Source organism: Indolivaga alginatilytica (genome assembly GCF_003201355.1).
GTDB classification, from domain to species: domain Bacteria; phylum Bacteroidota; class Bacteroidia; order Bacteroidales; family Dysgonomonadaceae; genus Dysgonomonas_A; species Dysgonomonas_A alginatilytica.
In genome coordinates this window covers 1-26,647 of sequence record NZ_QICL01000046.1, presented here as the reverse complement: position 1 = coordinate 26,647, position 26,647 = coordinate 1, and the positions used below count along the sequence as shown (strand labels likewise).

The window sequence follows — 26,647 nt, the reverse complement described above, 5'->3', positions numbered from 1 at the left end:
ACAACAATATCAAGCTGGATAGCTTTCAATTACATGGCTTTTATAATTATATTTTTAAAGAAAATTCACAAAAATAAAAAGTCTAGATGACTTCTTAATAAAAAACTTACACAGCAAAAATAGAAAAAAAGAACTAATGCTGTCACAAACGACAATGTATAATACCAATTCATATGAATTTAATTCTAAAAAGTAATTTATATGAAAAAAATCGTATTAGTGGCACTTGTGATGCTTTCTGTTTTTGCGAACGTTTCGCTTAGTCTTAACAATGCTCAAATTTGTGGCGATTGTCCAATTTCGACTATCCCTCCGATTATTATTCGACCATCACAAAACTTTGTGGTTACTTCTTGAAAAAGAATTGCAATACTCGCTAAAATTATTTGAAAATCACTAAAAATTCTGATCAATGAAGTATAAATCAACATTTGTAGACTCTTCTTGAATGCATTAAAAGATACTTTTGTAGAGTTATTAATTAGTTTATCTTATAATAATTATGATAGCTCTATGAAAGTATTAACCTTGAATTGCAATCATGTTTCCACAATTATTGAATATTCTATCCAATGAATAAAAGCTCTGCTAAAATAAAAAAGAATCTTATACGATGAAAGAATATTGTTGTATATTAATATTACTGCTCATAGGCATAACAAATGTACACGCACAAGATGTAAGCTTTATTTTGAATGCTCCCACTTCGGTAGTGAAAGGGGCGCAATTTCAGTTGCAATATATACTTAGAGGCGGTTCAGGTGCGGATATTGATATTCCCGAAGATATAAAAGGCTTTGATGTTTTGTATGGTCCGTCTGTGTCGGAGGTGTATAGTTCATCTAATATTAATAATAAAGTAACATCCGAAAGTAATGTTACCTACACCTACCTGGTAATGGCAAGAGAAGAAGGAATATTCAATCTTCCTGCCGCATCGATTAAAGTGGGCAGTAGTAATTACAAATCGAACATTAAACAGATAAAAGTATTACCTCCTGATAAAAATCTTCAACCAGGACAACCAATAACACTTACAACATCTTCTTCTACAGCCGAGGACATTGACTCTAATGATGCTTTTGTAAGTGTAATAATCTCCAAAACAAGGGTAAAAGAGCAGGAAGCCATTACTGTAATATTTCGTTTCTATACAGCTTTGGAAATAAGAAGTATAGATAATATTCAGGTTTCCGAATGTGAAGGATTTGTGCCGGAAGATTTCCAGCTTCCGGCAAATCGTCAAATGTCTCTGGAGCATTATAATGGGCGTAATTATTATACTCTAGATGTAAAAAAAACATTGCTGTTTCCTCAGCGTTCGGGTATGTTGACTATACCGTCCTGTAAAATGGAGATAGTATTTAGTGTACCATCGGGAGAGAAAGTAACCACATTCTTTGGCCCGCAAGATGTAATGATAGAGGCTAAAAAAACATTGACTACATCACCTGTTACGATTGATGTAATTATAGATTCGGATGCAGACGAGAAAACAGTAAAAAACAATTTAGAGATACAGGGATTTGATAAAACATATAGAGATTCCATTTTTAAAATAAATTAAATAGTTATAATGTATGTCAGATGGACAAGTTCGCGAAGGGCAAACAGGACCCAATCAAACGTTTTATATTCAGCAACAAGAAGCAAGACAAACGAATGGAATAGGAACAGCCGGTTTCGTTTTGGCATTAATAGCTTTATTCTTATCTTGGATTCCTTTCCTGAGCTGGCTTTTATGGGTACTTGGCCTTATTTTCTCTATTGTCGGAGTATTTAAGCAACCTCGAGGTTTAGCAATTGCAGGCTTGGTTATATCTCTCTTATGTGTAATCTTGATTCTTCTTGTAGCAGGAGCTATTGCAACAGCTATTGGGTTTAGCATGTAATCCAAATTAAGTGAGGCCAGTTTTTTCTTCAGACCTTGCCTCTAGTTTTTCAATGTATTTCGCTTATCCATCTAAATATGAAAAAACATATATACTCTTACATCTTTATTATGCTATTTATAGTATCCTGTACCAATAAGAATAATATGCCCAATGAAACACAAATAGTTTCGGATAAAGCAGAGTCAGAGCAAGATGTTCAGGTAGAGCCTTTTAATGACAAGCTTATTGATCATAAGCCGATGAGCGGATGGAAAGCGTACGGGCTAATAGGAAAAGTGAAAACTGTAAAGGAGAACAATGGATACCAATTAGAATTTAACACGGATGGAAATGTGATAAAGATTGTAAAAAAATATAGCGACTCGGAATCTATTTTTATCAGAAAATACGATAGTCCTTCCATGTATACGGAGATTTTGAGGGAAGGAAGCACCGCCTATGAAATTATTTTAAAAGATAATATTCGCAAGGAGAAAATAGTGGATGACTATCCGGATGAGGAAAAGTATTTCTCTTACACTTTCGACAAACAAGGCCGGGTTATTGAATTTAATGATCGCCTGACCTATTGGAATCATAATTCCAATAGCTATATATATGAAAAAGACTCAGATGTCTTACCTCAAAAAGAGATATTTGATGAAGGGTGGGAAGACGGAAGTTGTACAATCATCTCTACATTCGAATACCTTAAAGTTGATAATATGGGGAATTGGACAGAAAGGAAAGTCAATAAGAAGGTGACAGAATATGAATCTATGGGAGAAAAAAAGACGCAAAAGACAGATTCCCAAATAGAAACCAGAATTATTACCTACTTTTCGGTGCAGTAAATATAATTTTCAAAAGCCTATAATTCAAATTGATATACTTATGAAAAAAACATATCTATTTTTTAATCTTTTATTTATAATATTTTCGTTTAGCTGCCAAAAGAAAGGCATTGATGATAGCCTCATACCGGTAAAAAAATCAGAATGCGGCTATATATTTATCAATAACAAAGGGGAAGAAGCCTTCAAAGTGAATGAGGAGCTTTATTCAGCTACCTTCTTTTACAACGGGCTATCGCTAGTTGAAGTATATGTCGATGACGAATCCAGGCATCTCCAAACCAGATATGCATATATAAATGATAAGGGCAAGTTTATAACAGACAAACGATATAAAGACGCTGCAATATTTAATGAAAATATAGCCTGGTGTGTTGAAGATAACTCGTATCCTATGGCTATAGATACGGAGGGAAATATTCTATTCACATTGAAGGAAGCTGAAAAAGTGAGAGCTTTTGAAGATGGGCTTGCAGCCTTTAGCGTAACCGCTGACGGATTTACTACATGTGGATATGTGGACACCAAAGGCAATATTGCGATTGCACCTGATTTTGTAGACGCATCCGATTTTTATAATGGATTAGCTCCTGCCACTATGGACACGAAAGCAGGATATGGATATATAAACAAAAAAGGAGAATTTGTTATTTCTCCGCAATTTTCTTATGCAGGGTCATTTAATAAGAATGGAAATGCAATCGTATCGATTGGTGATTATCCTAATCGAAAATATGGAGTGATAAACACTAAGGGGAAATATGTCATTTCTCCGCAGTATGACGCAATCGTATTCGATGGAGATAAAATGATCGTTCAATCTTCCAAAAAGTATGGATGGATAGATAAAAATGGTAATTATACAATTAATCCACAATTTAGTTCAGTATCTCTTTTTGGCAACAGTTCGGCTACGGGTGTATCGATCGACGGGGAAAAATATGGTTTAATAGACGACAAAGGAACGTATATCGTTAATCCTCAATACGATTTTGCACATTCATTTATTGGAGATATAGCTCCGTTTTCAATGAGTGGTAAAGTCGGTTTTTTGGACAAAAAAGGAAAAATTGTAATTAATCCTCAATATGAATCAATATCTCTCGACTATATCGAACTAAGTGAAGGTTATAATTATAGAAATTTGTTAACGGTAACAACTGACTATTGCGATATTGAATCTATCTGCAATGCTTTTATCGGAGAATCTAATCAGTCGGATTTCAGAGGAGTGAGCTCGAAGACAACTTTTGAAAATATAAAAAACCGATACAATGATTTATCGTACGCATCTTCCGATTCGCGTAGATTCAAAGGCGTAATCGACTTAGGGAATGGAGTATCTATCACAGAAACTATTTTCAAATTCCCCGTTGAATTATCTAATACTTCATATAACTATTATGATGGCAAATATGAAACAATAGAAACCAATGAAGCTAAAATTGGAGCTATCACTTACTGGCTCGTAATCGACTCGTCTTCCCGGGCTAAAGACAAGGGCGTAAAAATTGCTCGTGAGATAGCCGATGCGATAAAGAAAAAATACCAAATAAGCCAGGACGTGGATGACAACGGAAGAATAGAATTTCAATCTGCAACGATGAAATTTGTTGTTCAGGGCAATCAATCAAGTATTACTATGACAGTTTCTTTTATTGAATAATCCGATAATTAAATTATGAAAAGAATCATTTTATGTATTTTACTCCTTTGGGGAGTTCTGAATATTGCTTTTGCACAAAGGACGATTCCTTATCCTATTGTAAAAAAACAAACCGAAGCTGACGCGATAATCAAATCTATTGTTTGCGGTGAAAATAATACTACCCAAATTAATTTTTTGTTTAGAAATACAACATCATCTTCTATTACACTTCGGTATAAGCTATCAAAGATATTTCTCCGTGCAGACGGGAGAACCGTACCTTGCCAAAAATTTGTCGGTTTATTGGCCGATAACTCTGTAACCATACCTTCTGGAGGAGAAACATACTATTCCTTTATCTTCGCCACAACTCTTTCTTTAGATACCCGAACGATTGATATAATAGAGGATGACTCGCGGGGATGGGATTTTATGGGAGTAGAGTTAGTCACCAGCCCTTTGGGTAATCTTCTTGTTAAGGCAGATAGGGGCGATGGCATTGTCCAAAATCAAATAGCCCTGAAATACTATAACGGCGATGGAGTTCCGCAAAATTATGGTTTAGCTCTGAAATGGTTTAAAGAAAGTGCGAAGAATAAGGTTCCTGTGGCCTTTTACAACGTTGGAAGTATGTACTTATGGGGAAAAGGGGTAAGAACAGACAAAGCTATTGCCCGACAATGGTTTGAAAAAGGAGATTTACACAACGAAGGTGGTTCACAATATTATCTCGCTATTATGTATAAAAACGGTGATGAGGTACTAAAAAATCCGCAGAAAGCAAAAGAATTATTTTTGAAAAGTGCCGTTAATGGAAATGGAAATGCTTACTATGAACTGGCTTTGATGTATAAACAAAATAACCAATTGACAGACGCCTTTAATTGCTTCAGTAAATGTGCCGATATGAATGTGAATGCCCAATACGAAATAGGGTTGATGTCGTATTATGGCAAGGGTACCCCAAAAAGTAACCAGCAAGCCGCCTATTGGATAAGAAAAGCGTATGAAGGAGGTAATACCGATGCCAAAAAAGTGTGGGAAGGCTTAGAACTTTGGAAATATGCGACAGAGAATAAATCCGCTGAAACAAAAAAACAGATTTCGATGGCAGATACGAGAGGTACTGACGACAAAAATGATGCAGACTTAGGAGAGTTGAGAGAACGGAAACCAACTGATGAGAATAAACCTGTAGAACAAGAAGAAGTGTATGAAAAGGTCGATATATTGCCTTCATATCCGGGAGGTGATTCTGAAATGTATAAGTTTATTGCTACCAATTTAAAATATCCCACAATTGCCGCTGAAAATGGTATTGAAGGGCGGGTGACAGTTCGTTTTGTTGTGGGTAAGTTAGGAAATATAAGAGACATTACAGTTGTCAGAAGCTTGGATCCTTCTTGTGACAAAGAAGCTGTGAGAGTAATAAAGGCAATGCCTCTGTGGAACCCCGGTACACAAAATGGAGAAGCCGTAGCGGTATATTTTACCCTTCCGATTGGTTTTAAATTATCTAAATAGCTTAATTGTCAAATATATTGCCTCTACATATTGTTTACACATGAAAAAATATATAGTTATAGTAGTGATACTTCTAATTCCGTTGCTGGTAAACGCCTCAGAAACGTATATTGTAAAAACAAACTCTTCATTAAATATAAGATCTGGACCTGGATCAAAATACAAATCAATTGGTCAACTCACAAATGGACAAACTATTCAGGTAGAATCTATAGATGGAGATTGGGCTAAAATAGAATCTAATGATGATGCAGCATATATTAATCGGAATTATATTGAAATTGCTTCTCACCAAATTGCAGGATCAATGGCAAATAATGATTTCACCACATTAAGTATGATTTTAATGTATTTATTGATTGTATTGTCAATAATACTATGCTTTATGAGAATGGCCAGAATTGATGATGACCCACATGAAGGTCCATCTATGGTTTATTTTGCATGTTTGTATTTCGTCATATGTTTTATTGAAATTGCTCTTGCTTTCATAATAGTTAATAATTATACAATATATAAATTCGATTGGGTACGCCAAATTGACAGCCTAATCATAGTAGGTATAACTTCAATCATAGGGTTCTGTATGTTTGTATACTTATTATATAATCAAATTGTATCTTTCTTCTATGTTCTTTCTGACCTGGAATACAACTCAAGTTATTTTAATTTTAAACTAGGTTTAATTTCAAGTATTGTATCTATTATAGCTTGGGTAATATGTGATTCATTTTTTAAAGAATATAGTATTTATGTAATCGTTTTTTATCTAATAAGTCAACTCATACAAACCATTGTTATTTTCTATAAAACCGGTTCTCAATGGATGTATGGCATAATTATTAGTTTGTTGATGATTATCGCCCCTATTTCAATAAGCCTTATGTTTGTACCGTTTTTATATGTCTTTCTTCCCTTATGCATAATATTTTTATTTATGATGTTCTTTTCAGGTGGTGGTAGTCGGTCATCAAGTAATACGGAGTATTATCAATGTTATCATGACGGAGAAGGTTTAACACAAGATGATACTGGAAATTCAGATAATTATATAGATAAATTGAATGGTGGGAATTATAAGAGAGAAGGTTACGGGAGGTATCGGAAAATGTAATGCTTTTTGAAAATAGTAAGTAGCTACTCTTGATATTATTTATTTTTCGCCTTATGTTTCCGTCTTTTTATCAGAAATAATAATCGAACTCAGGTTAATAATATATTTATCTCTGAAAGTTCTTTGATATGCATAAATATCCAAAGAGGTTAAATTTCGGTCTTGATTTTCTTATTGCAGGTTGCTAATTTTGAACTTGTTTTTCAATTTTTTTTTATATTTTCCTGCCCTCATTTTTCTTTATTATCGGTAGTTGAAATTGTTTCGGGCTTTCCTTTTCTTTCTCTGCTTTCGGCACTCTCGGATCACCCCACGCCTCCTTGTATTCTAAGTCAGCTTTATTTTCCTTCCAGAGATACGGATAAGCAAAAGTCCCAATACCATACCATTTAACCTTAGCCTTAGTAACATACCCATACTCTATCAACATCTTATCCCTAATCCGCATCTCATACTGCCCATATTTAACAAACCCATCCGGCTTTTTATAACTAAAAAAAGCTTTACTCTTTTCATCATTTAAGAAAACATACGAAGAAAACAATTCGTCATTATCTTTCTTCTTCATATTTTCGAGATAGATAAAGCCACCCTCTTTCAAAACTTGCCACTGATCCCGAGTTAATTCGAGACCGCCAATAGTCGGTATCTTCGGTTGCTTTTGGGCTTGTTTTGGTTCTTGCATTTGCACCTGTTTTACTTGCTTTGTTTGTTTTTCCTGCACTTGTTCGACTTGCTTTTTCTGTACCTCGATGTTAATTTGAAACTCCTTTTTTAGATTTCCAAAACTAAATTTCCGATCAATTTGTGAACCCTTGAAAGCAATATCGTTATAGCGGAACGATACACCCTCAATCTCATTTGATGTTCTTTTGTGTTTATAATCAATCTCAATCCCAAACTTTTGAAGACTGAATCTTAAATCAGCCGGATTATTACAACTTGGCAAAACTTCTCTAATCGCATCATATATATAATACTTCACCCTATCAGGATCGTTCAACTTCTCCCGATTAACCTTCTCCTTACCCTGTCCATAAGTAAGACCATGCTTATCTTTCAGCTTCTTACAAACCTTAATATTCCGCTTATAATCATTGTTAACCGAGATGAGTTTTAAGTTATTATCAATACGGTTATAAACAATATGCAGATGCTCATTATCCGTATTATGATGCCTGACAATAATATACTGCGTATTTTTAATACCCATTTCCGCCATATACTCCTTTGCCAGTTGAAGCATAAAGTCATTTGTCATTTTTGCTTTATCTTCGGGCGAGAAGGATATCGGTATATGTCCGACAGGCTGTTTTATCTCCTTCCTGCCCGAGCGTTGCATGGCAAAGCTGCGGATAATGCTTTTGGCACTATCCGCAAACACTCCCTCTGCTTCCAGTAACTCGTGTGAATCGTTCATTACATAACGGACACATCCCCTGAACGATTTTCCTTTGATATTCTTAGCGATCATTGAGCAGCCTCCTTATTTGTTCGGTTATCATGATTACCTCCATAGCTGAGTTGGAGAATCCCGATTTGTTAGCCTGTTTAGCAATCTGGTTCAGGTTATTTGCCATACCCGACAGCTTACGCATCAGGTCTAATTCCTCCAGTGTAAAGCGTGATTTTATACTTCCCTTTAGTACCATCTCCCGAGCATATTGTGTCGCTTTCATACCCAACTTTTCCGCTTTTTGTTTCACCGAATTAAAATCTTTTTCGGTCAGTTTCAGATTAATCGAATAGGATAGTTTCCCGTTTTCCTTCTTTGGCCTCCCGCGAAGTACTTTTTCTCCCGATTTATTTTTACTTTTCATAATATCCATTTTTACTATTATGAATAATTATCAGATGCCCATTTGCATCTGAGCGGGACGTAACGTAATCGACCACCGGGAGATGAAGTGGAGTCTCCGCACGCAGCCCGGATCTTTTGCGACCGTCGGGAGCGAAATCCGCAGGCTGCCAAGTGACCTCAGAATATGCGACCATCGGGAGCATATTTTGAAGCCCCCTGCAAGGGCAAGGTATGCACGAAGGGAACTCAAAAAGCCTCGGAGAGATTTTTGGGTTACCCGTGCGATTACCTTGCTCCTTTGACGACGAAAGAAAAATAAAGAGGCGGTAGTCTCTTTATTTTTTGATTCGGTGGCAACCATTAAACACCCTCCGGAACATAAAATGGAACTGTCCGGACTTTTAAATGTTACATCATTTTTAAAAATGTGACTTGTATAAGAGGTCGCTAATACTGCTTTTTTCTTTTTCATAAGTCTGTTATTTTAATGAAACAGACCACGAATTAAATAATAATATTTCTTGAAATACTCTTGCTTTCCCGGATCGGATTTATCTGCCGGGACTCGCTATATATTACCATTTCAAGTACAAAAATACCGGTGCGAACTGCTTCGATATGCCATACCGAGAAATCAGGTAAGTTCTTCCTACCGGTAAAGATCATTTTTTCACAATACATTCGTCTGAACTGTATTAACCCTTCTCTTTTTTAGTGCAAAATAAAGCCGTTTAATGCAATGGAATCCAGCATGATATACTGATAAAAAAGTTACTATATATTCACCCCCTGAAAGTTTTATAAACTTAAAATTTGCAGTTTTTACCAGTAGCAAAATTGACTGATTTTAATCTGTCTGTAAAATAGTAAAATCTGAGAGTTTGCAAATCTGATATTCTTCAAGTTGTCTTTCAGTTTTGTAAATCTGATAATTATCAAACTTGAAAAGTTGATTGTTTGGTAATTTGAAAACAAATTTTCTAGTTTTCTTGATTTAATATTTCCTTGAAAATAAGATAAATATATAATCACCTGTAAAACTTTCAATCAGGATATAAAAACTGCAAATCTTCTAATTCATCATATGTCTAATTTTAAAACTTTTAATTCGCATGAAACAGAAACCTTTATTTATCGCTTTCTCCACCCAGAAGGGAGGAGTGGGCAAAAGTACATTTACCGTACTGGCAGCAAGCCGGCTACACTACCAGAAAGGCTTGAATATAGCCGTGATGGACTGCGACTATCCGCAGTGCAGCGTCTATGAAATGCGCAAACGGGAGATCCGTCAGCTGGAGACCAACCTGCACTACCAGTCCAAAGCCATCGCCCTGTTCGAATCACTGGGCAAACAAACTTATCCGATTATTTGTGCCAAACCGGAAGAAGCTATACCCAGAGCAAAAGAGTTTTTATCAAAAGAGGCTGCCGCTTATGATGTTGTCTTTTTCGGCCTGCCCGGTACCATTAACAATGAAGGGGTAATCTCCACCTTTATGGGGATGGATTATGTTTTTGTACCGATGTCCCCTTCCCGGCTGTCGATGGAAAGTACCCTCTCGTTCATTATCCCCGCCAGCGAGTTGATACGGGAGCATACAGATATAAAGCTAAAAGCCATCCACCTGTTCTGGAACCGTATCGACGGACGTATCAGAAAAGAATGGCTCAACCATTATGAAGGCGTTATCCGGGAGTTCGGGTTGCCATTGATGCAGACTTCTATTCCCCAATCCGTCCGTTACGACAAGGAACAGTCCCTTGAAAGCAGCGATGCGGTTTTCCTGTCCACCATCTTTCCTGCCGATAAAAACCTGATTAAAGGCAGTAGCCTGGATTTGCTGGTCGATGAAATAATGGAAATTATTCACTTAAAACCTCAGATCTAATGGCAAAAGATAAAACAGATAATAAATACAATGATTTGCTCAAATCGGTGCATAAAGGAATCGGCTTAGATCAACCTGTAGAACAGTCCTCAAAAGAGGTAAAGCCCGTTAAAACCATTGTGGATGCAGAACCGGAAGATGAACTGGGCGAAGCTGAAGATGTAAATTTAAATTTAAATAATAACACTGTATCCACTTCAAGCACGACAGAACTATCTTCGACTAAAACTCCCGGAAAAAGAAAACGCAAAACCCAGGATGATTATCAGGAGGTGTTCTTTGTGCGGGTGGATTTTACCCACCGTAAACCACTCTATATTACGGCAGCCACCCATCGCAGGCTGATGCGTATTGTCCACCTGATGGACGAATCCAAAGCCACAATCAGCAGCTATGTGGAAAATATCATTCTGAACCACCTGGAAACCTTCAGGGAGGATATAGATATTATTTACCGGACAAACAATCTTAACCCTACAGAGTAATGGATACATTTATAAAAATATATATAGTGATCAGCCTGTGGCTATGGACCGGATTGTTTCTGAGCAGTCCGTCGCTTCGAAGGGCATTCGTGGATATGCATCGAAGAATAATAGAACGGGTATATAAATCAATAAAAAAACAAGTAGTAAAGCTAATTCAGAAAACAGCCGGTTTTATATCACGAAAGTTAAGGACAGCTTCACATTATATGCAGGAAAGCAGCTATGATTTACGTGTGAGTGTAGCCCGCTCTCTTGTCAGTAAAGAACTGCTGAAGGAATTGATGCATAAGAACCTTGTCTATGCTATTTCCCGGGCACGGATGATGGATCAGGGAGATTCCGGAGTCGGACTGCATGAACTCGAGACCATGGCAGACCTGGCTACGGGCAAGGATGTTGGGGATAAAGGCAGGAAAGAAGCGGTAGAGACAGCATTCAGGCTATGCGATACCGATCTCTTCGAACAGTTAATTACCCGTATCCCCCGTGCCCAGGAACGCATCCTGCTGGCTTTTGACCGGATAGAGGGCAGCAACCCTTATGAGTCGGTCAAAAATGAAGTATACCGCAAGTTTATAAGAGAGTAAGTATATTCCGGAAACGTATAGATAGGTAGGATAGACAATAAAATCAGCTCACGGATTAATTTTCGTGAGCTGATTTTATTTTAAGACACGTTGCACTAAGGTGACAAATGAGGACAAACAGTGAAACGTGATGACACCTGAGCAGGTCTTGCTATTTAGTGCTATATATTGCGATTGTAAACGAAATTATTCATTCTAAAAAAAGAAAAAGATATGGAAGTAATTAACATTGAAGTGCAAACCTTCGAAGCGATGATAAGCCGCTTCGAGGCCTTTACCCAAAAAGTGGAAAATCTGTGTGGGGATCATCAGGATAAGAGCCTGCACCGCTGGCTGGATAATCAGGATGTGTGTCGGATACTTAATATCTCCAAGCGTACCCTGCAAACCTACCGGGATAACGGTACACTCTCTTTTACCCAGATCAACCATAAAATATTCTACAAGCCGGAAGATGTGGAATCAGTTATTAACAAATTAAAATCAAAGTAGTATGAGCAATGAAATTATTACAAGAGAAAACGATCGCATAAAAAGATTCTTTAGTTCATTGGACAGGATGCTGGACAAGATCGAAGCCGCGCTGACAGGATGCAAGCCGACACTAAACGGGGAACGTTTTCTGAGCGATTCTGAAGTATCGGACAGGCTAAAGGTCAGTCGCAGAACCTTGCAGGATTACCGCACAACTGGGAAAATACCTTATATCCAATTAGGAGGTAAGGTACTTTATCGGGAAAGCGATATACAGAAGCTATTGGAGGAAAACTACCGTAAAGGATGGCAGTGAACTTCAGATGTGGACTAAGCTAGCCCAAACCCAACTATTTTTTTCTTTTTTATCCGGTAACTTTTACCACACAGCCAAGCAGGATAAATAAGACAAAGCTTTTTCTATTCAGGAAAACCCGTCAGGGCTCCGGCTTTGGCGTTTTACCGGCTTGCTGTTCATTCGTGGACGGATAAATAAGAGGATCATTATTTAATCAATTTTGTTTAATCATGGATAGAAGCAGCATGACAATAGCAATTAACTCTTTATAATAGACCCCATTCGGATAGAAATACTTATTTTTGTTCTAACAAATAAAAAAATGCAGTATGTGGTCTGACTGGAAAGAACAAATCAAACACCAGCCAAAGGTAAGGCACAATTTATTGTGGGAATATGACCTTTGCAGTTTTGACTGGCAGTATATGCGGGCTCTGGTAGTAGAGCGTGTCATAGAAAGAGGCCGGGATGAGGATTATTATGCCCTGTTCGCTCTTTACGGGGGAATGGATGGTGTCAGACGAATCATACGGGATGAAGTATTGATCCTTTCCGATAAAGATATTGCTTTTGTTTGTACTGCTTTTAACTTAAAAAAGGAGGATCTCAAATGTTACATACGCAAACAGTCGAGAGAGGCACTTATGAACTCTTAAAATCTATTATGAGTGATACCGTATTCGATCAATTCTCATTGGCCGGAGGTACTGCTTTGTCATTGCTTATCGGACACAGAAAAAGCATTGATCTGGATTTATTTACTGTAGAAGAATTCAACCCCTCATGGCTTGAAAAATACTTACAGGATAAATATGCTTTCAGAGGAGATTTCCGGGAAGGTTTCAGCCTCAAGGGTGAAGTTAACGAAGTAAAACTGGATTTTATCCGTCATGAATATCCGGATGTAGAGCCAAGAATAATAGATCATGGTATACGCTTATACAGCCTTAAGGATATTGCAGCGATGAAGCTATCCGCTATTGCCGACAATGGTACACGGCTGAAAGACTTTATCGATGTGGCTTATTTATCGGGATACTTATCCCTGAAAGAAATGCTGACGGCCTTTGAGGTGAAATATCCACAGACAAACCCCTACCGGGCAGCTAAAGGACTTAGCTACTACGATGATGTTCGTTTTACGGAGAGGATAGACCTTTTGGGTAAAGACTTCAATTGGGAAGACATTACAGCCCGTTTGTCAGCTATGACCCGGGAAGAAAACAAACGTTTTGAGCATTTGAATAAAGAAGCTAAAGAAGAACGGGTTCAAATTCCCAGAAGAAAAAGCAGGGGCATATCATGAGTTGTTCATATAAATAATCCAGGATTCTCAATCCTTATTTTTCAAAATATTAAGTTATATTGGAAAACCACGGAGGCCCGTTAACCGTTAGTGGTATTTTTGTAATATCATAAAACTCAATAAACAGATAGTACTTTATTGGAAGAAAAAGCTTATAAATACTTAACCGACAAGAACGTTTTTTCTAAAATTCAGATAGATAGTAGGGTACTGTACCGGGATTTGTATATATAGAAGATGCTGGAGGAGAATTACCACAAAGCATGGCAGTAAAGCGAAAAAAGGAGTATTGTGACGATCCCATCTTATGCAGAGGAAGAGGGGAGCAGCTTTTGTTCCCCTCTCTTTTGTATTTTATTCTGTTGACCTTAAGCCGGCTTTGTATCCTATGCGTCGGATGTCGGCTTCGCATGCTATGTCCCTTTGGCTCCTCAGATGGAGAAAAGCAAAGCGTCAAATTTTTAGCGGAAAATACTATGCCGGAGTGATAACGCAGTGCATAGTATTTTCCGCTAAACTCGCAGAGCCTGAATTTGACCGCTTGGCTTATCCATGTATTTTTGCCAAAGGGATATAGCGTGAAGCATAACCTTCCGGATAAAAGGGTGTGCTGAAAGGGAAACAGAAATTATCATTTCTTCTTTTATATGGGCTAGCCAGCAAAGCCATTAGGTCAATACTTTTTTATTTGATAACGATTTACAGTATGCAGAATAAATAAGACAAAACTTTTCCTGTTAAAGAAAACATGTTAGGGCTTTAAATTTGGTATTTTATTGAACTGCTGCTCATTTGAGGAGAGATAAATATGAAAATCAAGACTTAACATAATCAAATGTTACATTATTTTGTTTAATTTTGGATTATTAAGATAAACCAATGCCTATCTCCGTTAAAGTCGATATACCTATAATAACTCCTAAATTTGATACACCTAAATTTAAGAAGTTGACAAATGAAAGAGTAAATGAATTATTATGAAAACAAAGAGTAGGATTCACGAATATTAAGGTTTTTGGTAATATTGTGCACCTGGAACAAGATTTCTTTTTTTAATATATATGTACACTATAAGTAATATTTTGTACAGTGATAATTTATAATTACTAGTTTATGTGGGCAGATAATGAAACTTCAGAAGATCTTTTAGGTTTTAATGTACACGCAGATTTATTAATTGATATCATCAATGATGAGTCTGTTTTACCGATTACGATAGGAGTTTTTGGTGATTGGGGTAGTGGTAAATCCAGTGTCTTACAAATTGTAAAAGAAGCGTTTGATAAGGATGATGATAAGGATTCGCTCTGTATATACTTTAATGGTTGGACTTTTGAGGGATATGATGATGCTAAGGCTGCATTACTCAATTCTATTCTTAAGGAATTGGAAGACAACAAAAAAATTCCTGATGCAATAAAGGATACAATAAAAGAAAAAGCAAAGAAACTTTGGAAGTCTATTGATTGGATGCGTGGAGCAGGCATGGTTATGAAGAATATGGCTTTACCTGCTGTTACTGCATATTTTACGGGAGGGCTTAGTTTAGTCCCCTTCGCAATCCAAAAGTTATCAGAATGGGGCAATAACCCAGAAATAATAATTAAAAAACTTCAATCGGATGAAGGAAAGGAAATATTTAATTCTTTTATAAAAGAAGGGAAAGAGAATGATAAAAACACAACAAATGCAGTCGCTGAATTTAGGAAAGATTTTACAGAACTCTTAGATGCGACAAATTTCAAACGGTTAGTTGTAATTATTGATGATTTAGATAGATGTAGTCCTGAAAGAATTATTGAAAATCTTGAAGCAATTAAGCTTTTCCTGAATGTCCCCAAAACTGCATTTGTCATCGGAGCAGATCCTCGAATAGTTAAATATGCTATTGAATATAAGTATAAAAACAATAAAGAAATAGAGGACGATAATAACAGGATTATTATTGATTATTTAGAGAAATTAATTCAGCTTCCTTATTCTTTACCAAGACTTTCAGAATCAGAAGTTGAAACTTATATATCAATGCTTATCTGTAAAAAAGAAATTGGTGATAATAAATTCAAAAAAGTACTGGATGAATTTAAGAAATATAGGTCAACAAATAAATATTCTGCATTTGGATTATCAAATTTTGAGAAAATTTTAGAAGCCGATGATTTCAGAAAAGTAAAAGACAATGTAATTACAATACCCTCTCTAGTACCCTTAATTACAAATAGTTTGTATGGAAACCCCCGACAGATTAAACGGTTTCTAAATACATATACTATTAGAAAAAGACTTGCAGAAGTAGCAACCTTACAAAATTTTAATGATGCCGTCCTAGCTAAAATGATGATACTTGAATATTCAGAACCCAAGTTATTCAAAAAAGTATTTGAATGGCAGATTATTCAAGATGGAGTACCTAAAGAACTAACAGATATAGAAGCACTATGTAAAGATAAAGGTATTGAAGATATTATTCTGGAAATAAAAGAGTCAGACTTTAAAGAGTGGAACAAACCTAAAATAATAAAATGGTTCCAAATTGAACCTCTACTTTCTGGAATTGATTTACGAGATTATTATTGGATTGCTCGGGATAAATTAGAAAACTCTATCACTGCTACGAGTATGATTCCACCTGTAGTAAGAGCGTTATTCAATGAGTTATTACCTGATAATATGACCTCAACAGTAACAAAATCGTTAATTACTGAAAAATTTCAGCCATTTAATGATATTGAAAAAGAAGCATTTTTCAATCTTTTATCTTCTAACTTAAAAAGGAATCCTCAGCAAAAACGATTGTATGATATTTTCAATACAATGATAGAAGGTAAAGTTGAAAATACAGTTTGTCATTATATAGAAACTCTTAAAATAATCAGTATATCTGATATTGAACCTGCTGTTGCTACAAGATTAGCAGATTTTAAATCAGAGCCTGAGATTGGTGATTTTTTGAATGATTATTTCAAGGATGGAAAATCAAAAGCAAGCAAAGCGTTTAATTTAAAAAAATAAAGATGGGAACATCCAAATCATTTTCTGATGTAAAACACTCAATGATTCCGAATTGGGGTGTACTTAGTTCTTCGCTAACCTCAAATTGTGATTCTTCAGCTCTTTCAGACCAGAAGCTACAGAATATAATGGGACATTTTGTTTCAGCATTGGGTGGAGCCTCAACAGGTGGGCGTGGTGGTTCAAAAGCTGGAGGAAGAAGTAGTATCAGAACAGCAAAGAAAATAGGACGAGTCTTTTCTAAATTTATCAGCTCTGGTAATAATATCAAGCAGACTCTTGAATTTACAGGGTTAACCGATATTGATAATAAAACAGTTGGAGATATTATTAATCATCTAATTGAGTACTGTTCCGGCAATGCTACATCAATTGATGATAATGCAGCAAAAGAGGCTACACGACTATTATTAGAAGAATTAATGGGGCAGGCAGAATCCATTGATGAAGTACAATCTTTGTTGCAAGAGACTTTTACAACGAATACTTTGGAAGATGTTATAATAAAGTATTTCGGGTATTATATTAATGAGCTTTTATCTAAATGGTTTTATGAAAATTTGATAAAGAACAAGAGTGAGAGTGATTGCAATAACCTTTTCGGTCAAATAAAAAATTTCATAGTAGAAAGAGTTGAGGATATGCATAAGAGAAATCCTCTTCAAAATGTAGATTGGAGTTCTGATGAAGCAGATAGGCTAATAAAAAATATTCAACAAGATGTACTAATAGTATTTGAATAGTTATGAGAGTAAATGTGATTATAGATAATGCAGATTATGGCAGATTTGCAGATTTGCAGATTTGTTATACAGATAATGATGTGAACAGAAAGGTTCCTCTATCCTTTTTAGGTTATGAGCGAGTGTTTGATTTTACGACTGATTTCACTTCTGTTAAATTTGATTTCTTTCTAATATCGGCAATAGTTTACGGCGTTGATAATTTATTGAGTCGAGCTGTTTATTCGAATGATGGTTGGACGAGAGATATCGAAGTCGAATTTCCAGTTAATAATATAGATATTTGGATCGGTAAAGAACATAAACTAAAACAAATATTGGATTTTTTAACAGGAGATAACTGGCTTGTTTGTTTCAGACAAAATACGCAAGATACACTTTACTATCCACGTCCTTTATCGAGAAGAAGAAAAAATCCACCAGCTTATGTAATAGATTCAATTAAATCAGTAAGCCTGTTTTCAGGAGGACTAGATTCTTTAATAGGTGTTATTGATGAATTAGAAAAACTGCGAGATAATGAAAGAATACTTTTGGTCTCTCATTTTGATTCAAAGTCTCCGGGGCCAAATGGAGACCAGAATAAGTTGTTGACACATTTAATAAATAAATATCCAAATAAAATATATTGGGTACAATCGAAATTAGCATTATCAAGAAAAGATACTGGCGGGAACAAAGTAACTATAGAAAATAACTACCGTAGTCGTTCCTTATTTTTCATAGGTTTAGGTTGTTATTTGTCACCAATTGATGAGTTGATAATCCCTGAAAACGGAACTATTTCGATTAACTATCCTCTTACTCCATCAAGGGTGAGTTCTTTGAGTACAAGAACGACTCATCCTTATGTTTTAAAGAATACTCAAGAACTGCTTACAGAGTTAGGTTTATCCACTAGAATACATAATCCATATACATTTAAGACTAAAGGAGAAATGTTTCTTGAATGTTCAAATTTCGAATTCCTACAAAATATTTTTCAAGATTCGGTTTCTTGCGGAAAAAGAGGACGACGACAATATCATTTTGATAATCCAAGTGAAATACACAATTGTGGACGATGTATGCCTTGTATATATCGACGAGCTGCACTGAACAAGGCAGGCTTGGACAATGAAAATCACTATGGAAATTTTATTACTAAAGTTGCATCCATAGGTAATAATGATTTACCTGCACTATTCAGCTATTTGAAGAAAAATATTTCATTAGAAAAGATGAAGAGAGATTTATTAGTCAATGGTAATATAGACCTTAGAAACCTTACTGAATATGCGGAAATGGTATTAAGATCAAAGCAAGAAGTCCTGCAATTATTTAGAGATAAGGGAAATAGATTTGTAAAAACTGAGTTAAGTTTAAGATGATTATTGACACACACTGCCATATAGATTTATATCCTGACCCAAGAAAAGTTTTACAAGATTCTGTCATAGCTAATATTACAGTATTAGCTATGACTAATCTTCCAAGCCACTTTGAAATGGGATATCCATATTTTCAGTCATTAAAGAAAATCAGATTAGCATTAGGTATGCATCCCTTAATGGCAGATTTACACGCAAAGGAATTTGATTTGTTTCTGAAAAATATTAGTAGAACATCATATATCGGAGAAATTGGTTTGGATTTTTCTAAAGAAGGTATATCTACCAAAGATATTCAGATAGAGACTTTTTCTAAAATACTACAGATCATCACAGGACAAAAGAAAATTTTAAGTATTCATTCCAGAAAGGCAGAAAAAGAAGTTTTGGACCTTTTGATGAAGAATAATATACAATCGGCAATTTTCCATTGGTATTCCGGTGGCTTGAATCTAATAGATTCTATTGTTGAAGCGGGTTATTTTTTCTCTATCAATCCTGCAATGGTAAAATCGATGTCAGGAAGAAAGATAATATCTAGAATACCCAAACATTTTATCTTGACAGAAACTGATGGGCCATTTGTAGAGGAGAGGTGTTTACCTTTAAAGCCAGGAGAAATGTCTTCTGTTTTCAATTTTTTAGTTCAAGAGTGGGGCATTCCGAGTTATAATGTAGAAAATATTATCTCGTCTAACTTCTCCCGATTAATTAGTCATTTAAAATAACATAGGATTCCTTAGATAACAAATAGCTAATATCAGTTTATTGAAAAGTGAACGAACTAATAATGAATAAATAATATTAAATTATACAATCAAAACAATATTAATCAGAACTTTACATCCTATTTTTTGTACTGTTATTGGGTTCTTTAGAAGATTATAAATTTAAGCTGTATCTGTAAATATATTGGTAATCTTACTGATTTTATGTCTATCCATAATCATCTCCCGGTTCATTTTGCTGTATTTTGCACTGTATTTCTTCGTTTAATTAGTTTGTCCATATCCTCCGATATTTTCTGCTCTGTGATCTGTGCATATACTTGTGTCGTATTGATATTGGCATGCCCCATCATTTTGGCGACACTCTCTATCGAAACACCCGTCGAAAGTAACAATGTCCCGAAACTATGCCTGCTTTGATGGTAGGAGAGGTTTTCTTTGAGATTGATTAATGTACCGATCTGATTGATCTCGTACCATATCTTATCACGGATAGGCAAAGGGAATACAGGTTTGCTATCATCTTCGGTATTGTATAGTCTAAGAATCTGCTCTGCTATCGGATGCAGGGGAATAAATGCCTCTACATTGGTCTTTACCCTCCGTTTTCGGATATAGAGCCTGCCTTCTGCTGTTTTACCTATATGGTGCGGATACAATCCGTATATATCTACATAACCCAATCCTGTCAATGTCGAGAAGATAAAAGCCCTGCGCACTAGTTCCAATCGGGTTTCAGGCATCGGAGTTTCTAGCATCCGCTTCAAATCATCTTTACCTATGTGTTTATGCTTAGGTGGTTCTTTCTTTTCGTACCTTACATCTTCCAACGGGTTACTTCTTAATACTTCCTGATCGATGGCAATGTAAATAAGCCTGTTGAGCCAAGTAATGCATTTATTGATATAGCCTGCCCTGCGTTCTCCTACGGTTTTCAAAAAGAGTTTGAACGATTCTGCGAATTCTTCGGTAATATCCATAAAGGAAATGTCCTTCATACCTCTGGAGCATAGAAACTCTTCCAGGTTCCGTTGCGATATTCCCGATTGCCTGTAGCTGGTTGTAGAGTTTATCTGGGTTGAGCGAATCCACAGGCGTTCACGCTCCACTTCTCCGGCCTGTAGCAATGTGGTCGGGATGGAGTTAACTCCAACAATGGTATTCTTTAGTAATTCCGCACTGATAACTCCCTGCTCTTTTAAGATATGATTGTAGGTATTCTCTATACGGTTACGATACGTTATAAGCTTATTATTCTCTCTTTCTATTTTAATGGTTCCTTTCCTGGCATTCCAGTTTTCAGGGCTGCAATAGATACCTGTGGTCATAACTGTTTGCTTGCCATCTATACTGATCCGGCACAGAATAGCTGTCGTACCGTCTGCCTTTACTTTGTTTTTATTGATATAGAATAATATTCTGAATGTTGATCGCATAATTATATATTTTTGAATGATTCTACTTCGATTATTGATAATTACAAAACTAATTTCAAATCTTGTGTTGCTTCGATAAACTTGTCCATATCCTCGAAAAGCTTTTTGGGAGTGACACGGGCATAGACCTGAGTGGTTTTTATATCAGTATGTCCTACCTAAGCATTTTAACCACAATAAATACAACTGATTGTATTTCAGTGATTATTGCATCTGTTTACAGCATTTTTCCAAATTGTAAAAAGCAGAAAAAAGCGGTTTTTAGCGGAACTTCCGTTACCAATTCGTTACCCATTTCAGGGTATGAAAAGTAATGCGGAATGCGGAAAAACGATTGACGAAAAATGGAGCTGAAGCAAAGTTGCCGACATCAGAGCAATCAAATTTCGGCTTGGAGCTTACAGCTTTGTTCCACTTGATTTTTCATATCATTCTTTAGCTCATCGGTTTGTAACTTAAATACAAAAAATGAGCGTATGAAAACAGAACTAAACATTTTATTCTATCTGAAAAAGAATCAGAGCAAGACAAACGGTCTTTGCCCTGTAATGGGACGTATCCGGATTGGTAAGTCCGTAGCTCAATTCAGCTTGAAAATAGATGCCGATTCCGAACTTTGGGATATCAAGGCCGGACGGATGACCGGAAAATCAAATGCCGCATTGGAAGTGAATCGGGAAATTAACAGGATTAACCTTTTACTCCATGCCCGTTACAAAGAACTGAAAGAAGTACAGCCTGAGGTTTGTGCCACAGATGTAAAGAATGCAATGCAGGGTATAGCCTCCACCCAAGACACAGTCATGGTTCATTTTCAAAAAATGGTTGAAGATGCATCACTGCGACTGGGTATTGATTTAAAAGAATCTTCATTGGCTGAGTATACATATTCTTACCGGTGGCTTAAAACCTATCTTCGTAAAAAACTGAACCTGTCGGATATTCCTTTTAAAGCATTGACCTATTCCTTTATCGAAGAATACTACCGGTATTTAAGAGTTGAAAAGAAATTCAAGATAAGTACTACTGTCGGTTATGTTGTTTTCTTCCGCAAAGTAGTCCGCAATGCCGTTAATCAGGGGATACTTTTCCGTGATCCATTTGGCGGATTTGTACCCGAAGAACGGGTCAGAGAGCATAAAACGCTGACACGGAAAGAACTGGATAAAATTATGTCATTTGAGATCGACCCCAATCTTAAACGCAGCGTCAGCCGGGATCTATTTGTTTTCGCCTGCTTCACAGGCATGGCTTACGTGGATATCAAGCACCTGACCTACGATAAAATAACACAGGACGAAAACGGCAACCAATGGATAATAGCCAAACGGATCAAATCGGGTATCAAATATCAGGTCCGGCTGATGGATATCCCGCTCGCTATTATAGAGAAATACAGAGGAACTGCATCCGAAGGAAAAGTATTCCCGGTTCCCCAAATGAAAACAGTACATCGCAGCCTGAATTACATTGCCTCCCGCTGCAATATCCATAAGATGATAGGCTTCCACCAAGGAAGGCACACGTTTGCCAGCCTGGTTACGCTCTCGGAAGGTGTACCCATTGAAACCGTGAGCCTTATGCTCGGGCACCGCCACATCAAGACCACACAAGGCTACGCCGAGTTGTCACTGGACAAAATAGCAAAGGATACCAGGCAATTATCCAAACGCATTGCCGGACAATTCAAACTGATCGATTATTACTCTATTAAAAAAGGATAGTTATGAAACGAAGTACATTCAGAATCTTATTCTATATCAATCGCAATAAACAAAAAAAAGACGGCAAAAGTCCGATTCTGGGCCGCATCACTGTTGACGGGATGCACACACAGTTCAGCCTGCAGGAATATATCGAGCCGGAATTATGGTCTGCACAGGATAATTGTGCCATCGGTAAGAATAAGGCTTGTAAGGAACTCAATTTGAAACTTGAAAAATACAGGCAGGACTTAAAATACCACTACAATAAGCAAGTCGAAGATAATGCCTACGTTACAGCCGAAAGCCTGAAGAACACGCTGCTGGGTATCGGCACCCATGAAGTGATGTTGCTCAAAGAATTTGAAGCCCATAACAAAGAGTTCTTTCAGAGTATAGGCATCACAAAAGTCAAAAGCACCTATAAAAGTTACAATACGGCATATAATACACTTCGCAATTTTATCCGTTATAAATACGATATGGATGATATTGCATTCAACCAACTCAGCTATACCTTTATTGAGGAGTTCGACTTTTACATGCGGGTAACTTTGGGCTATAAGACCAATACCCGGCACGGTCGTATCCGCATGTTGAAATATATTGTGATGCGTGCTATAAAAAAGGAAGTGATTCGCAACAACCCGTTTGCCGATTACCATGTAAAATCATCGGAGGGAGAACGCAGGTGGTTATCCAAGGAAGAACTGGACTTGATTATGCAGACTCCGATAAAGCGTATCGCTGTCAATTATGTCCGCAACCTGTTTGTTTTCGCAGCTTTCACGGGTTTGGCATTTATCGACTTGCAAACACTGAAATGGAGTGAGATCTTTACCGATAAAAGAGGTATGCGGTGGATACGCAAGAAACGCTCCAAGACGGGGACAGAGTGTATCATCCCTTTACTGGATATTCCACTTCAAATTATCAAATACTACAAAGGTTCGGCAAAAGACGGCAGGGTCTTCGATATCGGTTCCTACTCACTGGTACTTCTCTATATGCAGGAACTAAGGGAACTGCTGAATATGAAGACACTGTGCTTCCATCAAAGCCGTCACACCTATGCCACGACCGTTTGCCTGTCCAACGGAGTGCCGATTGAAACACTCTGTATCATGATGGGGCACCGAAATATTTCTACCACGCAAATATACTCGAAGATAACCAAAAACAGGATAAATGAGGATATGCAGCTATTGGAAAAGAGTATAGACCGGAAATACAGCCTGCCCGAACAAATGCAGCATATTTCATCTGTAAACAACAACAAGTAAATACTCATAAAATGAAAACAACAGATAAAGGAAAATTAGCTATCGTAACGGATCATAACTCCAACCTGCAAATTATTTTTGAACCGGTAAACAATACCGTGTGGCTTCATAAGTCGGAATTGCCGTCTCTTTTGGGAGTAACGGTGCAAGCCATTCATGCTTGTCTGAATGCTATCCGCAGAGAAAATGCCATTGATGTGGAACAAACGTGCAGATATGACTTGTATGTTAGTGGTAAGCGTGTATGTTACGATATACGGGAGGTAAATCTGAAAGTAATTATAGCGATGGCTTTCCGCATCCATTCGCCACGGGCGGATATGCTGATAGAATGGTTTATCGGACAATGTTTGAAACCTAAACTATACGATTTTCCGCTTTGTGATACCCAGCAAAACTATTCTTTGAATTAGATATACAATGGCACCCTTTAGTGTTCATCTGATAGTGAAAAAATAGATTCTACTAAAACCAGCAATCATATTTGAATGTTTTTATCTATTTTTGAAATTGTTAAGCCAGCTTATTTTAGATTCCAATTTTGACTAAACAACATTTTAAACATGAGTAAGATAAATATTCTAGGTATAATAAAAAATATAAAGAGTAAATCGAATATTTATACTCCAATTGTTGAGGCTGTTGTTAATGCTATCGATGCTATTGAGAACAATCCCAATGGACAAATTGAAGTTGTACTACATAGAGAAAATACACTTGATTTGGATAATACGATTCCGGCTATTCAAAATATTGAAATAATAGATAATGGAGTGGGATTTACTCCTAAGAATAGAGAATCATTTGATACTTATTTAAGTAATGCGAAAATAGAAACAGGCGGTAAAGGCTTTGGACGTTTTATGTATTTGAAGTATTTTAATAATGCAACAATATATAGTCAATACAAAGATAATACCAAGTATCAGTTTCGAAATTTCCGTTTTGGTAAAAAGGATGAAATCATTGTCGATGAGAAAGTTGGAGATGCCACAGATCAGCTAACGGGAACACGCTTATTTCTAGAAGGCCTAATTGACACCCATCAATTAGATAAGGGATTGACTGTTATCGCTCGAAAATTAGTTGAAAAACTCTTGGTGTTTTTCGTTGATAGTTCTTTTAATGTACCTAAAATAATATTACGAGAAAAGGACAATTCGGATCAAATTATTTTAAATAATTTTATTGGAGATGACAATGCTATTTCCTTGGTCGGTGAGCGAAATATTCCAGTAAAAAGTAAGCTGAATAATGAAGAATACAAATTTTCGATAAAAGCATATAGGATATATTTTTCCACATTATCCAGTAAAATATGTTTAACTGCCCATAATAGAGAAGTGACCGAAACTACCCTTCAAACATATATTCCTGAGTTTCAAGACGAATTTTTTGACATTCAAAAAGATACGAAACGAAACTTTATTGTGAAGGCTTATGTACTGGGGGATTATCTTAATACAAATGTTTCCTTGGAAAGAGAATCTTTCGATTTTGGCAAAAGTGCAGGGGATACTTTTTACCCTTTAAGTCAATCAGAAATAGAAAAAGAGGTTGCTGATGTTATTAAAACTTTTTTCAACGAAGACGTGAAACAACGTTTTGAAAAGAAAAAAGAACGTGTACACAAATACATTAACTCCCAAGCTCCTTGGCACAGAAGTTATTTGGGTGATTTTGATTTATCTGACTTACCGACTACTCTTACAGATGAACGGATAGAGTTAGAATTTCAAAAATTTAAATTCCAAAAAGAACAAGAAATTCGAATAGATATAAAGAGTATTATTTCAGATAAAGAGAATAATATACAATTACAAGAGATTGTATCTAGAGTTTCTAAAAATGGAAAGAACGATTTAGTGCATTACGTATGTAACCGAAAAATAATAACCGATACTTTTGACGAATTACGGAAAAGACGTGAAGCTGATAATAAAGCCCATTTAGAAGCTGAATTACACGATTTAATCTTTCCAATGGGGCAAACTTCTGAAACTATAGATTATGAAAATCATAATTTATGGCTATTGGACGAGCGTTTAGTTTTCTCTCAATATATAGCCTCTGACAAGGTAATATCTAAAACAGAAACAAAAGAACCGGATTTGATTGTTTTTAATGAGGAAAGGCTTGTGTATAGGAATGGAGAGAATATTTCCACAAGTCCGGTTACGATTTTTGAATTTAAGAGACCCAAAAGAAAAGAATATCCGGATAATGAAAATCCTATTATGCAAGCTTGTCGCTATGCTGAAAAAATACGACAAGGAAAGTACGAAATGCCTGATGGAGTGGAAACGATAAAAGTTACGCAAGAGACCCCTATGTATATTTATGTTGTATGTGACTTATGCGATAAAATTCATGAATTTGCAAAAAGCTTTTCATTGACTCTTAGCCCCGATGGAGAAGGTTATTTTGGTTTTAGCAGCGGATTTAATGTTTATATTGAAGTTATGAGTTTCAGAAAACTTATAGAAGACGCCAAAATGCGGAATAAAATTTTCTT

Annotated in this window: 27 protein-coding genes; 23 read left to right on the top strand and 4 right to left on the bottom strand. The window is 36.2% G+C overall.

Annotated features, from left to right (window positions below; all coding sequences use genetic code 11):
- The first annotated feature begins 201 nt into the window (after positions 1-201).
- The 7 genes from CLV62_RS21835 to CLV62_RS20340 all read left to right on the top strand — a co-directional run bounded on the left by CLV62_RS21835 (position 202) and on the right by CLV62_RS20340 (position 7,014).
- Positions 202-357 carry a hypothetical protein gene (locus tag CLV62_RS21835; protein ID WP_170120115.1) on the top strand — a complete coding sequence of 52 codons (156 nt, stop codon included), beginning with the start codon at positions 202-204 and terminating at the stop codon, positions 355-357.
- Positions 358-613: 256 nt separating this feature from the next.
- Positions 614-1,567, top strand: a complete 954-nt coding sequence (locus tag CLV62_RS20365; RefSeq protein ID WP_110312612.1) for a BatD family protein — start codon at positions 614-616, stop codon at positions 1,565-1,567.
- Between the two features lie 13 nt (positions 1,568-1,580).
- Positions 1,581-1,892 (top strand): hypothetical protein, encoded by a 312-nt coding sequence (locus CLV62_RS20360; RefSeq protein ID WP_110312611.1) that lies wholly within the window; start codon positions 1,581-1,583, stop codon positions 1,890-1,892.
- Between the two features lie 77 nt (positions 1,893-1,969).
- Positions 1,970-2,728 carry a hypothetical protein gene (locus tag CLV62_RS20355; RefSeq protein WP_146212813.1) on the top strand — a complete coding sequence of 253 codons (759 nt, stop codon included), beginning with the start codon at positions 1,970-1,972 and terminating at the stop codon, positions 2,726-2,728.
- A 40-nt stretch (positions 2,729-2,768) separates the two neighbouring features.
- Positions 2,769-4,394, top strand: a complete 1,626-nt coding sequence (locus tag CLV62_RS20350) for a WG repeat-containing protein (protein WP_110312609.1) — start codon at positions 2,769-2,771, stop codon at positions 4,392-4,394.
- Between the two features lie 15 nt (positions 4,395-4,409).
- The gene (locus tag CLV62_RS20345; RefSeq protein WP_110312608.1) at positions 4,410-5,900 is read left to right on the top strand and encodes a TonB family protein; all 1,491 of its coding nucleotides are present in this window, start codon (positions 4,410-4,412) and stop codon (positions 5,898-5,900) included.
- A gap of 40 nt (positions 5,901-5,940) precedes the next feature.
- Positions 5,941-7,014 carry an SH3 domain-containing protein gene (locus tag CLV62_RS20340; protein WP_110312607.1) on the top strand — a complete coding sequence of 358 codons (1,074 nt, stop codon included), beginning with the start codon at positions 5,941-5,943 and terminating at the stop codon, positions 7,012-7,014.
- Between the two features lie 214 nt (positions 7,015-7,228).
- Here CLV62_RS20340 and CLV62_RS20335 read toward each other — a convergent pair whose 3' ends face one another.
- From CLV62_RS20335 to CLV62_RS21600, 3 genes are read right to left on the bottom strand one after another with little or no spacing between them, the layout of a single operon-like run.
- Positions 7,229-8,488 carry a relaxase/mobilization nuclease domain-containing protein gene (locus CLV62_RS20335; protein ID WP_110312606.1) on the bottom strand — a complete coding sequence of 420 codons (1,260 nt, stop codon included), beginning with the start codon at positions 8,486-8,488 and terminating at the stop codon, positions 7,229-7,231.
- Positions 8,478-8,834, bottom strand: a complete 357-nt coding sequence (locus tag CLV62_RS20330; protein WP_110312613.1) for a plasmid mobilization protein — start codon at positions 8,832-8,834, stop codon at positions 8,478-8,480. The genes CLV62_RS20335 and CLV62_RS20330 overlap by 11 nt, the downstream gene beginning before the upstream one ends.
- Positions 8,835-8,864: 30 nt before the next feature.
- The gene (locus CLV62_RS21600; RefSeq protein ID WP_146212812.1) at positions 8,865-9,287 is read right to left on the bottom strand and encodes a hypothetical protein; all 423 of its coding nucleotides are present in this window, start codon (positions 9,285-9,287) and stop codon (positions 8,865-8,867) included.
- 640 nt (positions 9,288-9,927) lie between these two features.
- Here CLV62_RS21600 and CLV62_RS20320 point away from each other — a divergent pair.
- The 12 genes from CLV62_RS20320 to qatD all read left to right on the top strand — a co-directional run bounded on the left by CLV62_RS20320 (position 9,928) and on the right by qatD (position 19,710).
- The gene (locus CLV62_RS20320) at positions 9,928-10,704 is read left to right on the top strand and encodes a ParA family protein (RefSeq protein WP_110312604.1); all 777 of its coding nucleotides are present in this window, start codon (positions 9,928-9,930) and stop codon (positions 10,702-10,704) included.
- A complete protein-coding gene (locus CLV62_RS20315) occupies positions 10,704-11,189 on the top strand; it encodes a DUF3408 domain-containing protein (RefSeq protein WP_110312603.1) in 486 nt (161 codons plus the stop codon). Before CLV62_RS20320 ends, CLV62_RS20315 begins: the two co-directional genes overlap by 1 nt.
- Positions 11,189-11,779, top strand: a complete 591-nt coding sequence (locus CLV62_RS20310) for a hypothetical protein (RefSeq protein ID WP_110312602.1) — start codon at positions 11,189-11,191, stop codon at positions 11,777-11,779. Before CLV62_RS20315 ends, CLV62_RS20310 begins: the two co-directional genes overlap by 1 nt.
- A gap of 213 nt (positions 11,780-11,992) precedes the next feature.
- Positions 11,993-12,271 (top strand): helix-turn-helix domain-containing protein, encoded by a 279-nt coding sequence (locus CLV62_RS20305; RefSeq protein WP_110312601.1) that lies wholly within the window; start codon positions 11,993-11,995, stop codon positions 12,269-12,271.
- Between the two features lies 1 nt (position 12,272).
- The gene (locus tag CLV62_RS20300; RefSeq protein WP_110312600.1) at positions 12,273-12,569 is read left to right on the top strand and encodes a helix-turn-helix domain-containing protein; all 297 of its coding nucleotides are present in this window, start codon (positions 12,273-12,275) and stop codon (positions 12,567-12,569) included.
- 311 nt (positions 12,570-12,880) lie between these two features.
- Positions 12,881-13,207 (top strand): DUF6922 domain-containing protein, encoded by a 327-nt coding sequence (locus CLV62_RS20295; protein WP_110312599.1) that lies wholly within the window; start codon positions 12,881-12,883, stop codon positions 13,205-13,207.
- An 8-nt stretch (positions 13,208-13,215) separates the two neighbouring features.
- On the top strand, positions 13,216-13,857 hold the full coding sequence (locus CLV62_RS20290) for a nucleotidyl transferase AbiEii/AbiGii toxin family protein (RefSeq protein ID WP_245904152.1): 642 nt from the start codon (positions 13,216-13,218) through the stop codon (positions 13,855-13,857).
- 307 nt (positions 13,858-14,164) lie between these two features.
- Positions 14,165-14,434, top strand: a complete 270-nt coding sequence (locus CLV62_RS20285) for a hypothetical protein (protein ID WP_110312597.1) — start codon at positions 14,165-14,167, stop codon at positions 14,432-14,434.
- A gap of 536 nt (positions 14,435-14,970) precedes the next feature.
- Positions 14,971-16,869 carry a KAP family P-loop NTPase fold protein gene (locus CLV62_RS20280; protein ID WP_110312596.1) on the top strand — a complete coding sequence of 633 codons (1,899 nt, stop codon included), beginning with the start codon at positions 14,971-14,973 and terminating at the stop codon, positions 16,867-16,869.
- A gap of 2 nt (positions 16,870-16,871) precedes the next feature.
- A complete protein-coding gene (locus CLV62_RS20275) occupies positions 16,872-17,612 on the top strand; it encodes a hypothetical protein (protein WP_110312595.1) in 741 nt (246 codons plus the stop codon).
- 2 nt (positions 17,613-17,614) lie between these two features.
- On the top strand, positions 17,615-18,982 hold the full coding sequence (qatC, locus tag CLV62_RS20270; RefSeq protein ID WP_110312594.1) for a Qat anti-phage system QueC-like protein QatC: 1,368 nt from the start codon (positions 17,615-17,617) through the stop codon (positions 18,980-18,982).
- Positions 18,979-19,710 (top strand): Qat anti-phage system TatD family nuclease QatD, encoded by a 732-nt coding sequence (gene qatD, locus CLV62_RS20265; protein WP_110312593.1) that lies wholly within the window; start codon positions 18,979-18,981, stop codon positions 19,708-19,710. Before qatC ends, qatD begins: the two co-directional genes overlap by 4 nt.
- A gap of 230 nt (positions 19,711-19,940) precedes the next feature.
- Here the strand turns inward: qatD and CLV62_RS20260 are convergent, their stop codons facing one another.
- Positions 19,941-21,146: a site-specific integrase gene (locus CLV62_RS20260; RefSeq protein WP_110312592.1), complete on the bottom strand. Its 1,206-nt coding sequence runs from the start codon at positions 21,144-21,146 to the stop codon at positions 19,941-19,943.
- Between the two features lie 476 nt (positions 21,147-21,622).
- Here CLV62_RS20260 and CLV62_RS20255 point away from each other — a divergent pair, with 476 nt between their 5' ends.
- The 4 genes from CLV62_RS20255 to CLV62_RS20240 all read left to right on the top strand — a co-directional run.
- Positions 21,623-22,870: a site-specific integrase gene (locus tag CLV62_RS20255; RefSeq protein ID WP_110312591.1), complete on the top strand. Its 1,248-nt coding sequence runs from the start codon at positions 21,623-21,625 to the stop codon at positions 22,868-22,870.
- 2 nt (positions 22,871-22,872) lie between these two features.
- Entirely contained in the window at positions 22,873-24,132 is a 1,260-nt protein-coding gene (locus CLV62_RS20250) for a site-specific integrase (protein ID WP_110312590.1), read from the top strand.
- 11 nt (positions 24,133-24,143) lie between these two features.
- The gene (locus CLV62_RS20245; protein ID WP_110312589.1) at positions 24,144-24,545 is read left to right on the top strand and encodes a hypothetical protein; all 402 of its coding nucleotides are present in this window, start codon (positions 24,144-24,146) and stop codon (positions 24,543-24,545) included.
- A gap of 150 nt (positions 24,546-24,695) precedes the next feature.
- Positions 24,696-26,647 (top strand): ATP-binding protein (locus CLV62_RS20240; RefSeq protein WP_110312588.1); only part of this gene is annotated, 1,952 nt, incomplete at its 3' end.

Coding starts and splice junctions, on each gene's coding strand:
- CLV62_RS21835 (WP_170120115.1), top strand. CDS start 202: ATGAAAAAAATCGTATTAGTGGCACTTGTGATGCTTTCTGTTTTTGCG.
- CLV62_RS20365 (WP_110312612.1), top strand. CDS start 614: ATGAAAGAATATTGTTGTATATTAATATTACTGCTCATAGGCATAACA.
- CLV62_RS20360 (WP_110312611.1), top strand. CDS start 1,581: ATGTCAGATGGACAAGTTCGCGAAGGGCAAACAGGACCCAATCAAACG.
- CLV62_RS20355 (WP_146212813.1), top strand. CDS start 1,970: ATGAAAAAACATATATACTCTTACATCTTTATTATGCTATTTATAGTA.
- CLV62_RS20350 (WP_110312609.1), top strand. CDS start 2,769: ATGAAAAAAACATATCTATTTTTTAATCTTTTATTTATAATATTTTCG.
- CLV62_RS20345 (WP_110312608.1), top strand. CDS start 4,410: ATGAAAAGAATCATTTTATGTATTTTACTCCTTTGGGGAGTTCTGAAT.
- CLV62_RS20340 (WP_110312607.1), top strand. CDS start 5,941: ATGAAAAAATATATAGTTATAGTAGTGATACTTCTAATTCCGTTGCTG.
- CLV62_RS20335 (WP_110312606.1), bottom strand. CDS start 8,488: ATGATCGCTAAGAATATCAAAGGAAAATCGTTCAGGGGATGTGTCCGT.
- CLV62_RS20330 (WP_110312613.1), bottom strand. CDS start 8,834: ATGAAAAGTAAAAATAAATCGGGAGAAAAAGTACTTCGCGGGAGGCCA.
- CLV62_RS21600 (WP_146212812.1), bottom strand. CDS start 9,287: ATGAAAAAGAAAAAAGCAGTATTAGCGACCTCTTATACAAGTCACATT.
- CLV62_RS20320 (WP_110312604.1), top strand. CDS start 9,928: ATGAAACAGAAACCTTTATTTATCGCTTTCTCCACCCAGAAGGGAGGA.
- CLV62_RS20315 (WP_110312603.1), top strand. CDS start 10,704: ATGGCAAAAGATAAAACAGATAATAAATACAATGATTTGCTCAAATCG.
- CLV62_RS20310 (WP_110312602.1), top strand. CDS start 11,189: ATGGATACATTTATAAAAATATATATAGTGATCAGCCTGTGGCTATGG.
- CLV62_RS20305 (WP_110312601.1), top strand. CDS start 11,993: ATGGAAGTAATTAACATTGAAGTGCAAACCTTCGAAGCGATGATAAGC.
- CLV62_RS20300 (WP_110312600.1), top strand. CDS start 12,273: ATGAGCAATGAAATTATTACAAGAGAAAACGATCGCATAAAAAGATTC.
- CLV62_RS20295 (WP_110312599.1), top strand. CDS start 12,881: ATGTGGTCTGACTGGAAAGAACAAATCAAACACCAGCCAAAGGTAAGG.
- CLV62_RS20290 (WP_245904152.1), top strand. CDS start 13,216: ATGAGTGATACCGTATTCGATCAATTCTCATTGGCCGGAGGTACTGCT.
- CLV62_RS20285 (WP_110312597.1), top strand. CDS start 14,165: ATGCAGAGGAAGAGGGGAGCAGCTTTTGTTCCCCTCTCTTTTGTATTT.
- CLV62_RS20280 (WP_110312596.1), top strand. CDS start 14,971: ATGTGGGCAGATAATGAAACTTCAGAAGATCTTTTAGGTTTTAATGTA.
- CLV62_RS20275 (WP_110312595.1), top strand. CDS start 16,872: ATGGGAACATCCAAATCATTTTCTGATGTAAAACACTCAATGATTCCG.
- qatC (WP_110312594.1), top strand. CDS start 17,615: ATGAGAGTAAATGTGATTATAGATAATGCAGATTATGGCAGATTTGCA.
- qatD (WP_110312593.1), top strand. CDS start 18,979: ATGATTATTGACACACACTGCCATATAGATTTATATCCTGACCCAAGA.
- CLV62_RS20260 (WP_110312592.1), bottom strand. CDS start 21,146: ATGCGATCAACATTCAGAATATTATTCTATATCAATAAAAACAAAGTA.
- CLV62_RS20255 (WP_110312591.1), top strand. CDS start 21,623: ATGAAAACAGAACTAAACATTTTATTCTATCTGAAAAAGAATCAGAGC.
- CLV62_RS20250 (WP_110312590.1), top strand. CDS start 22,873: ATGAAACGAAGTACATTCAGAATCTTATTCTATATCAATCGCAATAAA.
- CLV62_RS20245 (WP_110312589.1), top strand. CDS start 24,144: ATGAAAACAACAGATAAAGGAAAATTAGCTATCGTAACGGATCATAAC.